The organism is Paracoccus sigandri (assembly GCF_003709565.1).
In the GTDB taxonomy this organism is placed as follows: Bacteria; Pseudomonadota; Alphaproteobacteria; order Rhodobacterales; family Rhodobacteraceae; genus Paracoccus; species Paracoccus siganidrum.
Genome location: NZ_QNRC01000041.1, coordinates 14,459 through 28,242, shown reverse-complemented (window position 1 = coordinate 28,242; position 13,784 = coordinate 14,459). Strand labels below are relative to the sequence as shown.

Here is a 13,784-nt window from a genome sequence, read left to right as displayed (position 1 = left end):
CCTCGAAAATCGCAACGCGCGGCTGAGACCCCCGCTCGGGCTACGCCCTCACGGAGGTCTCAGCCGCGCGCAAGGGTGGCCGACTTTTACGCCGCCCCGTGGCAGGTTTTTACGCCGCCGTTGACAGAGATGTCATCGCAGAATTGGCGCACGATGCGTGGGGAAGCAAACTTCGGGGTGGGTACGAGCGGCGTTTTGAACTTCGCCATGCGGCTCATGTAGCCGATGGTTGGGAAACGAGCTGACCGATGGCCGGGCAAATCACCAAGCGCTGTCATTGGGTCTCCCAATCATATCTTCGGGCATTCGCAGCCGATGATGCGCGCCAGAAGATTTGGCGATTCAGCAAGAACCAGGGCGAACCGGAACTTAGACCCCATGATCGCGCTGTGATCTGACTGGGCCGGTGGCCTCTCCCGCGGCATTCTCCGTTCGAGGGTTGCGCCGGACGGGCCGGTGCCGAGCCTCAGGAATGGGGGAGAGACCACATGCAGGATAGCACGTTCATTGGGTTGGATGTCCACAAGGCGACGATATCTGTTGCGGTTGCGCAAGGCGAACGTGGCGGCGAGGTCCGCCACTGGGGGACGGTGCCGCACCGTCCCGATCATGTCCGCAAACTGGTCGAGAAGCTTTCGGCCAGTGGGGCACGGCTGCATCTCTGCTATGAAGCGGGTCCCTGCGGCTATGGCCTCTACCGCCAGCTTGTCGAGATGGGGCACGACTGCATCGTGGTGGCGCCATCGCTGATCCCGATGAAGACGGGCGACAGGGTGAAGACCGACCGGCGCGATGCTGTGATGCTGGCAAAGCTGCACCGGGCCGGCGAACTGACTGCGGTCTGGGTTCCGGATGCCGCGCATGAGGCGATGCGCGATCTGGTCCGGGCGCGGGCTACGGCGATGCGCGTGACGGGCAAGGCCCGCCAACACTTGCAGGGCTTTCTGCTGCGCCACGGCCGGATCTATCCCGGCAAGAAGGGCTGGACGGGTGCATACCGGCGCTGGCTGGCGATGGTGCGGTTCATGCATCCGGCGCAACAGATCGTCCTTCAGGACTACATTGATGCCGTCGCCGATGCCGAGGCGCGGGTCGAGCGTCTGACAGGGCAGATCGCGGATCTTCTGCCAACCTGGAGCCTCGCCCCGGTCGTGGACGCTGTTCAGGCGATGCGCGGCGTCGGGTTCATCGTCGCGGTGACGGTGGTGGCCGAGGTCGGGGACTTCCAGCGCTTCGACAATCCACGGCAACTGATGGCCTATCTGGGGCTGACCCCATCGGAACATTCCAGCGGCGCCAGCGTGCGGCGGGGCGGCATCACCAAGGCGGGCAGTGGCCTTGCCCGCCGCGCTTTGATCGAAGGCGCATGGAGCTACCGGATGCAGGCCCGCGTCAGCCCGAAGCTCCACGCCCGTCTGGAGGCACTGCCCAAAAGCGCGCGTGATATCGCCTGGAAAGGCCAGCTCAGGATGTGCCAGCGTTACCGCCATCTGGTTGCGGCCGGAAAGGCAAAGGTGGTGGTCGTCACGGCGATCGCCCGCGAAATGGTCGGCTTCCTCTGGGCCATCGCAAAGGCAGTGGCCGTCCCTCCCGGAAACACAGAGGTCCGCGAAGGCTAAAAGACAGAACGCACCCGCATCAGCCTGATGCGCAGGGTTGGGGACGGAACGCGGTGGGGAACCCTCGTCGCCTGTTATGGGCCGACACTGTCGATGCCCGATCCTTAGAGCGAGGCAGCCCCAGGACGAAACCACGGTCATGCGGTATCCAACCCGCGCATGAGAGCTTGCTCAACCGTCGTCTCAGTTTCGTCTCCTACCCTGCGCATCTCCATCACGATACACCCGGTCCCGCCGGATTATTTGCAATGAAACAGAGGGTTGACAACGATCATGAGAGCAGGACGCTGAAATAGTCGGCCCTAGACGCAGTATTCGGAACATGATTCACCCTCGGCAAGCAACGGCGAGGATGATGATGCGCGGGACAGACGAAGCAAGCGGGTCGCTGTTCAGCTATGTCGATCTGGATGCGCGCATCCCGGCACGGCATCCGCTGCGCAAGATCCGGCAGGTGGTGAACGAGGCGCTGGCCAGCCTCGATGGCGAGTTCGAGGTGCTTTACACCGACTTCGGGCGCCCATCGATCGCACCGGAACGGCTAATCCGGGCCAGCCTGATTCAGATCCTGTTCTCGATCCGCTCCGAGCGGCAGCTGATGGAGCAGATGCAGTATAACCTGCTGTTCCGCTGGTTCGTCGGGCTGGGCATCGATGATCCCGTTTGGGTGCCGACCGTCTTCACCAAGAACCGAGATCGGCTGCTGACGACCGAGATGTCGCGCAAGGTGATGGCCGCGATCCTGGCACATCGGGAGGTCGTGCCGCTGTTGTCGGACGACCACTTCTCGGTGGATGGGACGTTGGTCAAGGCATGGGCTTCGATGAAGAGCTTTCAGCCCCAAGCCGGGGCCAGTCCACCCAACGACGATGGCCGGGGCGATCCGCCCGGATCCGACACCACCGCCAATCACCAGCCCGAACCAACTGAACCCGAGACCGACCCGATGCCCCGGGCCACCCGCCAGAACCGCAACGTCGAGGTCGATTTCCGCGGCGAACGACGCTCCAATGCTACCCATGTCTCGACCACCGACCCGGACGCCCGGCTCTACAAGAAGTCCCCCGGCACCGGCGCGATGCTGTGCTTCATCGGGCATGCGCTGATGGAGAACAGGAGCGGTCTGATCGTGCAGGGCGACCTGACCCAGGCCGATGGCCGTGCCGAACGGCGGGCCGCACTGGACATGATCCATCGCCATTCCCCCGGATCGACCCGGCGGCTGACGCTTGGGGCAGACAAGGGATATGACGCGACCGGGTTTGTCACCGACCTGCGCCGGGCCTGCGTGACCCCGCATGTCGCGCGAGACAAGCGCGACATTCAGCGATCGACGGCCGCACCACCCGGCATGAGAGCCATGCCCTGTCCCAGAAACACCGCAAGCGCATCGAGGAGGCTTTCGGCTGGGCCAAGACCGTCGGCGGCATGGCCCAGACCGTCTATCGCGGCATCGAACGCGTGCGATCCCGCTTCATCCTGACGATGGTCGCCAACAACCTGGCTCGACTGCCCAGGCTGCTGGCAGCATGAAGCCGAAAACCGGCACCCATGCCGTTCGTAGAAACAGTCGGACGTGCAAGGCCACCCGTCGATCCGACGGGAAAACGTTCCGACACGCCGACTAATTCAGCGACCTGTTAGTTGCCAACGGCGCACAATATTTGGTATCGGTAAAGTAACCACCCCCAGCATACGGCGGTATCGTTGCTTATTCGTCCTCGTCTTACAGATTATCATGGGATACACGCCGCACAGGTCGATCTCGACTTCGCGATTCCGTTTCTGGATGAGGACATTCCCCTTTACCTTGACCCATTCATGCTTTGGCGATCACCCTCTCAGCAGGATCATGGGCTTCACACAGGCTTAATCAACGCCTTCAATCACCTTGGGGTTCTCGCCGCGCAAGGCAAAGAAGCACAGGCAATCGAGACATTGATCATCGCCTCCGAGTGCGACGAAGTAGGCTTGGGCACGTCTCTTACCCGAAAGGGAAAGCGGATTGGCGTAGACAAGGCACGCGAGATCATCGACTTATTCAAGGTGATTCCGCGCTATCAACAGAGCGGGTTCAGACACTTCGAGGAGATTCAGTTTTTCATCGAGGGAATATCAAGGGACCGTATTTCTGATATTGGCTGCAACTTCCTCAAGTCGTTTTTGATCGACTTCACGATTGAACAATGCCAAAAACTCGGCGTTCCAACTCAGGAATGCACCGTCGAGCATGTTTATGACGCTCGCTCAGGCATGTTCAAACGGGAAGTTGGCGTGCCATTGCCTGTGAACCCTGAAAATGGCTCACCGATTATCTTTGTGCCAAAGCGGTGGCTGCGGTTTGCGCCGTGGATTAATTACGATGAATACTTTGAAAAGCACTGCCCGCAGGACGAGATTTCGCACAAGCCAGAGGAGCTGACACGGGTTAAGGTTCTCAGCTATAACCGCCAAAACTATGGTGTCATTGATCAATATATTCGGTTGAAAGAACGGTCGGCAGACGACTGCACGAACGACCCGCTGTTCTCTCAACTACCAGTCACTTCGGCAAAGCGGGTATTTGCCGAGATAAAGAAGTTGCCGACAGGGAAAACCAACGGTGTTGACGCGAAGTATGAACAGTTGGTCGGGCGTTTACTCCCCTCGCTGTTCTATCCGAACCTCGACTTTGCTCAGGAGCAGGCACGCACGGACGACGGCGTGTCCATCCGCGACTTGATCTTCTATAACACCCGCTCAACGCCACTTCTTCAAGAACTAATGGACGACTACGGGTCCCGTCAGATAACCTTTGAGATGAAGAACGTGGCGGCGATAGAGCGAACGCATATCGACCAGATCAACCGCTACCTGACAGACGAGCTCGGCAAGTTCGGGGTATTCGTGACCCGAAAGCCGCTCAAGCGGGCTGAATTTCAGCGCACGATCAACCTGTGGGGTGGGCAGCGAAAGGCTGTGATCACCCTCACCGACATAGACCTAGAGCAGATGGTGGAGGTCTTCGACAGTAAACAACGCGCGCCACTCGATATTCTGAACAAGAAATACGTCGAGTTTCGGCGCTCTTGCCCATAGGAGAGATCATGGACAACAAGGAAGATGTGGAACAGCTTGAGAAACTCATTGGGCAGCTCCAGGGACTCTACGCTGAAATCGGAACTCTCGCAAAGAAGAATCCAAGCGATTCAGTCAACTCATTCAAATTGAAGTTCATAAACCGTGTTCTGGCGATGGGCAACGAAGTCCTCGGCCAGAAGTATAAACCGTTTGATGAGTTTGATCAGTTCGATTCTGACGATGCACCGTCAACCAGCGATGTAACTATGGTCATTGCGCAATACATGGAAGAGGCGGAGCGGTTCCGCTCTGACAATGTGGTACAAAGCAAAGTGAACGGAATCTACGGTTGGCACTATATTGTTTCTGGAAAATCTAGCGATATTCGCTCTGGCCCACCCACAAAGATTGGTAGGAAGTAATGGCATTTGAAGACGATTATCATTTCCCGTATGTCACAACTCCTGCACGGGTGACGGAGTATGAAGCAAGTCATCACATCTTCGGGTCGCTGCTTGATGAAGTGAAGGAACTTTCGAAGAAAAAGCCCGATGCTACAATGAACGCGGGTAAGGTCAAAATCGTGAACCGGGTGCTTCAAAACCTGCTTATGGTATTGGAGGGGCAACCTGATGCCAAGTATCTCGAAGCGCTTGATGACGACGATTTACCTCAAGTCAGTGACGCGGTTCTTGTCATGGTGCAATTTAAGTCGGCCCTAGAGTCGTTCAAGAAAAAGCACTTCATGCATATTGGTGGTTATGGTCATCGCTGGATCACTCCCGATTTGATCGCCTATATCAAGGCCGATTACGAGGAGGACATTGAAGGCGAAGAAGAGGACGAAGACGAAGCGTTGTAGAACGTTAGCAAAGGCGGTTGCGGCTTGAGCTCTGTGAAAGGTAGACGCCAACACAACGACTTTACTACGTCTGCTCGCTTCGCTTAACTGTCGCTCGTGCAGACCGCAGCGAATGCCTGCTTCCCGCCCTTTACGCTTACCCCATCAATGATCCCAATCCACACTTCCGGCCTTCACAGCAGCCACTCGACCGGCAGGATACCGATCACCGCGATGGCGATCTGCTGGAGCCATGTCGCGCCGGGTTCCTGCTGATAGATCTCGGTCAGGCCTTCGGGCAGGGTCTCGACCCAGGCCATGTTGGCCTCGGGCGTCAGCGCGGGCTGGTAGCTGACCAGCGGGATCGTGTCGTCGAAGGCGGTGGAGACCTGCGCGGCCATGATGGGGCTGTCGATCAGGAAGCCCATCTCGCAATTCAGATCGACCGAGCGCGGATCGAAGTTGAACGAGCCGATGAAGACGCGCCGGTGATCGACTGCGAAGGTCTTGGCGTGAAGGCTGGCACCGGAAATCCCCATCGGGAAGATCTGCTTGTCGGACTGGGCCCCGCGCAGCTTCAGCTCGTAAAGCTTCACGCCGGCCTGCAGCAGGTCGCGGCGGTATTTCGTATAGCCGGCATGGACCAGCAGCACGTCGGTCGTGTTCAGGGCATTGGTCAGGATATTGACCTCGATGCCTTTGCGCGCCAGGTCCGAGAAGACATCGGTGCCCCTGCGGCTCGGCACGAAATAGGCCGAGACCAGGTCCAGCCGCGTCTCGATCCCGCCGAGGATCTGCGCCAGGCGCGAGATCATCAGCTGGTCCTCGGTGGCGATGCCCTGCCCCTTGGCCGGATCGTCGGCGACCAGCTGCACATGGGTCCATTCATGCGCGACCCTCCCCTCGACGGCGGCGCGGGCGCTGCTTTCCACCACGCCCAGCAATTCGCGGGCCTCGCCGGTCTCGCGCAGGGCGGCGGTCCGCGCCTCGAAGGCGGCGATATCGCCCGCGCCGCCGACCACCCGCTCAAGCTCGATGACCGAGGCGGCGTTCCAATAGGCGTCGAAGACCGCGCTGGTCTCCGGCACGACCTGGCCCACGGCGACCGCGTCCATGTCGAGATAGAAGGCATTGCCGATCTGGAAATACTCGTCGCCGATATTGCGCCCGCCGATGATCGCAGCACTGCCGTCCACGATCATGCTCTTGTTGTGCATCCGGCGGTTCATGCGGAAGAAGTCGATGGCATAGCCCAGGTATTTCGGGCTGCGCACCGTCGAGGGGTTGAACAGCCGGATCTGGAAATTCTCCTGCGCGTTCAGCGTGGCCAGCAGAGGGTCCAGCCCCGGGATACCGTTGTCGTCCAGAAGCAGCCGCACCCGCACGCCGCGCTGCGCCGCCCGGTGCAACGCGTCCAGAAGCAGCAGGCCCGAAGTGTCGTCGTGCCAGATGTAATATTGCGCGTCGATCGAGGTCTCGGCCAGATCGGCCAGGGTCAGACGGCTGGCCAGCGCATCATGGCCATTGCCAAGCGCGACCACGCCGGTCTGGCCGGGATGGGCCGCGATCCGATCCGCGAAAGCGCGGCCGATCCGGCCCTGCGCATCCGGCGGCAGCGCGATCTCATGTGGGCGGGCGGAAACATCCGGCAGCGGAAAGACCAGCCGCAGGATCAGGATCGCCGCCCCTGCGACCAGAACCGCCAGCAAAAGCCATTTCAGGATCTGCATGTAGGCTGTCCTCCTGCGATTGCGGGCGCTGACCGATCCCCGCCGGAATCTCGAGGCTGCCGCCGCGGGCGATATCCGTCAAGGAAGAGCGCGACCGAAGCCCGGAGATGGGCCGACCGCTCCCGAGCCGACAAGTGGTTGCGCAGCCATAGAGCAGTTCCATACGGATCGAGCCAGTGACCGGGCCTGCCCGGCCGCCACGGAAGCGTCGGTCAGGTCGAACTCCCCCTCGTCCCAGAAGCGCGCCGCCGAGAATCGCACCTGCGCGCCATCGGCGATCATCGCAGGGGCCGACGCTGCCCCGCACGGATTTGTGATCCCGCCGATTTTGCGCTGTTGTTCGCTTCCGGCTGCTTCCGGTATGATTCCGGAGCGGCTGGAGCGCAAATGCAAAAGGCCTCCCGGGGAAGGCTTAAGCGATTGATATTGCTTGCATTTCTTGGTTGCGGGGGCACGATTCCAGAAATACTTGCCTTTGCATCGGATGCATGAGCGCCGCAATCCATCTGGCAGACCGCACCTTCAACTCTTTCCCGATACCTGTCCATGACAGAACCGCAGAATGCGGTTGCCAGACCATACCATTGGTGCTTTGTCGAGATTGTCAGCCACTCGACCGCAATTTCTGAATATGGAAAACAAACAACGGTTTGGCGGCCTGGTCAAGAGCAGTGTCAGCCATTCAGAAATCGCGGTCCAGCGGCAACTGGCAAAAAGGGCCAGATCACCACGCGTTCTGCGCTGACCCCTGTTCTGCCATGTCAGGCCTGTTGTTCGGCCATCTGCCGTGCCAGCGTCTGTCGGCGCAATTTGCCGAACCCATCTCGCGGAAGGACCGGAAGAAGGTGCCATTCTTTCGGCAGTTCCTCGGGGGTCAGATGTTGCCTTGCAAAGCCGGCCAACCCGGTTTCGCACAGCGCCGCGCCCGGACGGGCGACGAGGGCGGCGACCACACGCTGCCCCCATTCGCGGTCCTCGACACCGAAGACGGCTACATCCGCGACTGCCGGGTGACGCAAAAGGGCGGCCTCGATCGCCTCGGGATACAGCTTGACGCCGCCACTGTTGATCACGTCATCGCAGCGGCCCGCAAGATAGAGGTAACCGTCGCCATCCAGCCAGCCGGAATCGCCGATGCTCTGATAGCCTTCGACGTCGCGCCGGGGCCTGGGGGCATCGGGGCCGATATATTCGCTGCGCCCCGCCAGATCGCGCGGGCGCATGAAGATCTCACCTGTGGTGCCGGAGGGCAGAGGCTGTCCGTCATGGCCGCAGATGCGGATATCCGTCTCGAAGCCGCGCCCGACCGTGCCGGGATGGGCCAGCCATTCGGCCCCGGTCACGACGGTCTGGCCGGTATTCTCGCCCGAGCCATACATCTCGGTCACGCGGGCCGGGCCGAGCCGGTCGATCCATGCCTGCTTGAGCCAGGCCGGACAGGGCCCGCCGGTGTGGTAAAGCGTATGCAGGTCGTCGAAGCGCGCGGGCCGCTGCCGGTCGGCATCCAGCATCCGCACCATCATCGTCGGCACCAGCATGACGAAGCCGACCGACAGGCGGTCGATGGCGCGCAATGCCTGTGCGGCGTCGAATTTTTCCATCAGGACGAGCCGATTGCCTTCAAACAGCCCGTTCTGCGCCCAGGTGAAAGGCGCGTTATGCGACATCGCCGCGCAGACCAATTGCACCTGGTCGGCACGGAAGCCAAGCGCGGGGGCGACACGCCCCCAGCTTGCGCCGGGCTTGCGGGCATGGGGGCGGTGGTCGCACATCAGCTTGGGCAGGCCGGTCGAGCCGCCCGACATCACGATCTTGCCCGGACATGAAACCAGGTCGGGCAAGGGCGTGGACCGCCCCTCGCCCGCCCACAACAGGTCGTCCACCATCAAATCGCCGACCGCCCCGCCCTGCCCCACGATCAGGCGCGCATCGCTGCGGGCCTTCAACGAGGCGGCGGCCTCGGCCGTGATGGCGGGATCCATGACCAGCGTCGTCGCGCCAAGTCGCCAGATGGCCAGCGCCAGCGCCAGATGCTCGACGCTGTTGCCAAGCGCGAAGCCGATCACACAACTCTGCCCCGCACCGCTGGCGGCCAGTCCATGGGCCAACCTGTCCACCAGCGCGTCCAGTTCCGCCCATGACACGGACCGTTCGGACCCGTCGCGGGCCAGGAAGCGGACAGCCTCGGCATCGCGGCGCTTGGCCGCAAGTCGGCTCAGGCGAGCGGAATAGCTGAGGAGGGCTGCGGTCATCGGGCTGGCTCCATCGGGGTCAGGCTTCCTCGAAGCGGATTTCCTGTGCCCCTTCCCAAAGCACCTTCGGGCCGATCTGCGCAAGCTTGTCGAGGTTCGAGGTCAGAGTCATGAAATGATTGCCCGCCAGTTGACCAAGTTTCGATGAGAAGTGCACCCCGCCATAGGCCAACAGGATCTCAGTCTCGCTGATCCCGCCGGGATAAAGGACAAACTGCCCCGGCGCGGGATAGCTGGTGTGGTTCTCATAACCGAGGCCGAAATCCTCCTCGCCAAGGGGGATCCAAACGCCCTCGCCGCTCCAGCGGACATGGACGACCTTGCTGACATAGGGCATCTGCCTGCGGAAGGCCGCGACGGTCTTGGGCGCGGCATCCTCGAATTTCGCTTCGAATTCGATGCCGGCGATGGTGACTTTCAGACTGGACATGGGATCTCCTTACTCCATGAGACCGAACATGCGCGGCAGGAACAGCGGCACGTCGGAGATGTAGGTGATGATGATCAGGACGGTGAACATGGCGATCAGCGGCAGGCCCAGCTTGCGCGTGACCTGCATGACCGTTCGCCCCGCCACGCTGGATGCCACGAACAGCGACACGCCATAGGGCGGCGTCGCCGTGCCGATGGCAAAGTTCATCACCACGATGACCGAAAAGTGGATCGGATCGATGCCAAGCTGGATGGCGATGGGCGCCAGAACCGGGACAAGGATCAGAATCGCAGCGATGGTTTCCATGAACATGCCGACGAAAAGCAGCAGCAGGTTCACGATCAGCAGGAACACCAGGGGGCTGTCCGACACCGAAAGCAGCCAATCCCTCAACATCTGCGGCACGTTCGCATTGGCGATGAGCCATGAAAACACGCTGGCGGTCCCGATGATCAGCATGACCGCCGCCGAAAGCGAGGCCGTCCGCAGGATCAGCGCAGGCAGGTGCGAAAGCCGCAATTCGCGATAGACGAAGAAGCCGACCAGCAGCCCGTAGGTGGCGGCGACGGCGGCGGCTTCGGTCGGCGTGAAGGCGCCGCCCAGAATGCCGCCCAGGATCAGGAACGGCATCACCATTGCCGGGGTGGCCGCCCATCCGGTGCGCAGCAGGCGCGACCAGGTGAATGGTTCGGCATCGCGGTAGGTATCGCCTCTCCTTTTCGCAAAGACATAGGCACAGACCATCAGCAGCAGGATGCACAGGAAACCCGGCACGATCCCCGCGATGAACAGCGTCCCGATCGAGACGTTGGACACCACGGCCAGGATGATCATCGTCAGGCTGGGCGGGATGACCTGCGCCATCGACCCCGCGCAGGCGATCAGCGCGGCACCGAAATCCACGTCATAGCGGCGCTGCCGCAATTGCGGCTGCATGATCGCCGAGACCGCCGCCGTGTCGGCCGATCCCGATCCCGAGATGGCCGCAAGGCCGGCGGCGGCCACGCAGGACACCTGGTAGAGGCTGCCAACGATCCACCCGATCAGCGCCGATGCAAAGGCCACGATCCGGCGCGAGATCCCGCCCGCATCCATGATGACGCCCGCAAAGACGAAAAAGGGGATCGCCATCAGCGTGAACGAGTTGAGGCCCGCGAAGACGCGCTGGCTGACGATGGCCAGCGGCACCTCGGTCGTCGTGATCAGCGCCAGCACGGCCGAGGCCCCGAGGACGAAGACGACCGGCACGCCGAGCGCGAGGAAGACGACGAAGGCAATGGCCACGACCAGCATCAGACGGCCTCCTCTTCGGTTTCAGGCGTTGGCGGCGGGAAGGGATCGTTCCAACGCTGCGCGACCGACAGGATCAGTTCCAGGATCATGTAGGCCGCGCCGACGGGCAGGCAGGCATACATGTATTTCATCGGGATCCTGAGCGCAGGCGAGGTCTGGAACTCGCCCATCCGCAGAAGCGGCAGGCTGCCATAGGCCAGCACCACCAGAAACACGCCGGAGGTCAGCGCGATCAGCAGCAAGGCCAGGCGCGCGGGGACAAGCGGCAGCATCGCGGGCAGGACGTCGATGGCGACATGCTGGCCCCGCGCCACAGCCACCCCCGCGCCCAGCAGAACCAGCCAGATCTGGCTGAATGTCGCGATCTCTGCCGCCTGAGAGATCGCGAAGCCGAAGAAATAGCGCCCGGCCACCTGTACCAGCACGGCGACCAGCATGACCGAGAACAGGACGATCACCACGGCGGACATGACATGCCGCAGCAACAGGCAGGCGCGTTCTATGAGGGGAATCATTGGTGTTTCTCCTGTCGTGACCCGGTGGCCGAAACCGCCGGGCACGGGCCCGCCCGCTTACTCGACATTGCTGATCAGCTCGAACAGCTTTTGCTGCGCCTCGGATTGCAGGTAGTTCTGCTTGACGCCCTCGGCCGCATCGCGGAAGGGCTGGATGTCGGGACGGGTAATGGTGACGCCCGCCGCCTCGATATCCGCCTCGCGGGCCGCGTCGCTCTCGCGATAGGCCGCGCGCTGGAATGATCCCGCCTCGGCACCGACCTCGTCCAGCGCCGCCCTGACGTCTTCGGGCAGCGCCTGGTAGGCGGCCTCGCCCATGATCACCGGGGCGACCAGTTCCAGCCAGCCGATCATCGCCCAATCGGGCGCGACCTCGTAGAACTTCTGCGCATAGAAGTTGGTATTCGCCGCCTCTGCCCCGTCCACGACACCCGTTTCCAGCGCGCCGTAAAGCTCAGTATAGGCCAGCGGGGTCGGATTCGCGCCGAAGGCCCGGAAGGTATCGACATGCGCCGGGTTCTGCATGGTGCGGATCTTGAGGCCGTCAAGGTCCGACATCTCCTCGATCGGCTGCTTGGTCATCACGTGGCGCGTCCCGGCCGAGAAGAAGGTGATCAGGTGGAAACCCTGGGCATTCAGCACATCTTGCGCCTGCGCGATCACCTCGGGGTCCTGCAGGGCACGGTCCATCTGCTCGGAATCGGCGAACAGGAAGGGCAGGCTGAAGACCGAGAGATCGGGCACGAAATTGGCCAGGGTCTCGTTGGCGGTCACGGCGATGTCGACGGTGCCCATCTGGGTGCCCTGGATGCTTTCCATCTCGTCTCCCAGGGTGGCGTTGTCGAAAACCTGGATCGCGGCCTTGCCGCCGGTGCGTTCGCGAAGCAGTTCATCCATCTTGCGCAACCCCACGCCATAGGGCTCGTCCGCATTGGCGTTGTGGCTGGCCCGCAGGGTCACGTCCTGGGCCAGGACGGGCGCGGCTGCGATCGCGCCAAGGGCGATGCAAAATGCGAGATTGGTCAGTTTCATGGTCATGTTCCCTGTTGTTCTTGGTTTCAACGAAGAAGGTCGAGATCGCCGAGGATGGCGCGCAGCCGTGCCTCGGCATCGGTCGGCAGGGGCAGACGCGGCGGGCGCGGGTCGCCCATCGGCCGGCCGGTCATCCGCATCGCCGCCTTGGTGGCCGAGACGTAGAGATCCCCGGCCAGCGCATTGATCAGCGGCAGGCTACGCAGATACAGTTCGCGGCCAAGCGCGCCGTCGCCGTCCACCGTTTCCGTGAAGGTCCGCGCCGACAACGCTGGGGCGATGTTAGACATGACCGAGCTGTAGCCCTCGGCCCCCGCAAGATAGCTTTCCCACGGATAGTAACCCGCGAAGACGGTCATGCGGCCCTTGCAGGCATCCAGCAACTCGGTGACGCGATGGACGTTCTTCGTGGTGTCCTTGATATAGCGGATGTTGTCCACCTCGCTGAGGCGCGCGACCAGCGCCGCGCCCAGGTCCACATTCGCGGTGAAGGGGTTGTTGTACAGCATCACCGGGATGCCGAGCGCTTCGGCCACGCGGGTGAAATGGACGGTCAGTTCCGCCTCGGTCGGCGAGGAATAATAGGGCGGGACCAGCATCACCCCATCGGCGCCGAGGCTTTCGGCCTCACGGCTCAGCGCGATGGCCTCGTCGGTCCATTCGGCGGCGGTGCCGATCAGCACCGGCACGCGCCCTGCCGCCTGCGAGATGACCGTCTCGGCCACAGCGGCGCGTTCCTCGCGGGTCAGCGACAGGAACTCGCCCGTGCTGCCCAGGGGGACCAGCCCATGCACGCCCTCGTCGATCTGCCAATCGACATAGCTGCGCAGCGCGGCCAGATCGACCTGCCCTTGGGCGTCGAACGGCGTGACACAGACCGTATAGCTGCCGCGGAACTTCATCCCGAACTCTCCCCTGATGTCGGTGCTCAAAGTGGTTGATTCAGATTTGATCTGATCAGATAATGTGTCAAGAACAACATTTCAGATCACATCAAAAACCTGTGCCA

Annotated in this window: 12 protein-coding genes and 1 pseudogene; 5 read left to right on the top strand and 8 right to left on the bottom strand. The window is 61.9% G+C overall.

Features of this window, described 5'->3' with window-relative positions:
* Positions 1-86: 86 nt before the first annotated feature.
* Complete coding sequence (locus tag C9E82_RS24250; protein WP_147482380.1) at positions 87-278, bottom strand: hypothetical protein; 192 nt, start codon at positions 276-278, stop codon at positions 87-89.
* A gap of 210 nt (positions 279-488) precedes the next feature.
* Between C9E82_RS24250 and C9E82_RS21545 the strand changes: the two genes are divergently transcribed.
* From C9E82_RS21545 to C9E82_RS21525, 5 genes and pseudogenes are all read left to right on the top strand, one after another.
* On the top strand, positions 489-1,619 hold the full coding sequence (locus C9E82_RS21545) for an IS110 family RNA-guided transposase (protein WP_119899929.1): 1,131 nt from the start codon (positions 489-491) through the stop codon (positions 1,617-1,619).
* Between the two features lie 358 nt (positions 1,620-1,977).
* Positions 1,978-3,152: pseudogene (locus C9E82_RS21540) on the top strand (IS5 family transposase).
* Positions 3,153-3,326: 174 nt separating this feature from the next.
* On the top strand, positions 3,327-4,697 hold the full coding sequence (locus tag C9E82_RS21535; RefSeq protein WP_240643629.1) for a hypothetical protein: 1,371 nt from the start codon (positions 3,327-3,329) through the stop codon (positions 4,695-4,697).
* 8 nt (positions 4,698-4,705) lie between these two features.
* Positions 4,706-5,101, top strand: coding sequence for a hypothetical protein (locus C9E82_RS21530; protein ID WP_119899963.1), 396 nt, complete (start codon positions 4,706-4,708; stop codon positions 5,099-5,101).
* Positions 5,101-5,541: a hypothetical protein gene (locus C9E82_RS21525; protein ID WP_119899933.1), complete on the top strand. Its 441-nt coding sequence runs from the start codon at positions 5,101-5,103 to the stop codon at positions 5,539-5,541. Before C9E82_RS21530 ends, C9E82_RS21525 begins: the two co-directional genes overlap by 1 nt.
* 173 nt (positions 5,542-5,714) lie before the next feature.
* Here C9E82_RS21525 and C9E82_RS21520 read toward each other — a convergent pair whose 3' ends face one another.
* The 7 genes from C9E82_RS21520 to C9E82_RS21490 form a co-directional block, all read right to left on the bottom strand.
* Positions 5,715-7,250: a phospholipase D family protein gene (locus C9E82_RS21520; RefSeq protein ID WP_119899936.1), complete on the bottom strand. Its 1,536-nt coding sequence runs from the start codon at positions 7,248-7,250 to the stop codon at positions 5,715-5,717.
* A gap of 761 nt (positions 7,251-8,011) precedes the next feature.
* Entirely contained in the window at positions 8,012-9,502 is a 1,491-nt protein-coding gene (locus tag C9E82_RS21515; protein ID WP_119899938.1) for an AMP-binding protein, read from the bottom strand.
* A gap of 19 nt (positions 9,503-9,521) precedes the next feature.
* On the bottom strand, positions 9,522-9,932 hold the full coding sequence (locus tag C9E82_RS21510) for a DUF3830 family protein (protein WP_119899940.1): 411 nt from the start codon (positions 9,930-9,932) through the stop codon (positions 9,522-9,524).
* A 9-nt stretch (positions 9,933-9,941) separates the two neighbouring features.
* Positions 9,942-11,228 carry a TRAP transporter large permease gene (locus tag C9E82_RS21505; protein ID WP_119899942.1) on the bottom strand — a complete coding sequence of 429 codons (1,287 nt, stop codon included), beginning with the start codon at positions 11,226-11,228 and terminating at the stop codon, positions 9,942-9,944.
* Positions 11,228-11,743 (bottom strand): TRAP transporter small permease, encoded by a 516-nt coding sequence (locus C9E82_RS21500; RefSeq protein WP_119899945.1) that lies wholly within the window; start codon positions 11,741-11,743, stop codon positions 11,228-11,230. Before C9E82_RS21500 ends, C9E82_RS21505 begins: the two co-directional genes overlap by 1 nt.
* Positions 11,744-11,800: 57 nt before the next feature.
* Positions 11,801-12,781, bottom strand: coding sequence for a TRAP transporter substrate-binding protein (locus tag C9E82_RS21495; RefSeq protein WP_244936056.1), 981 nt, complete (start codon positions 12,779-12,781; stop codon positions 11,801-11,803).
* Positions 12,782-12,801: 20 nt separating this feature from the next.
* Entirely contained in the window at positions 12,802-13,707 is a 906-nt protein-coding gene (locus C9E82_RS21490; RefSeq protein ID WP_244936055.1) for a dihydrodipicolinate synthase family protein, read from the bottom strand.
* Positions 13,708-13,784: the final 77 nt, after the last annotated feature.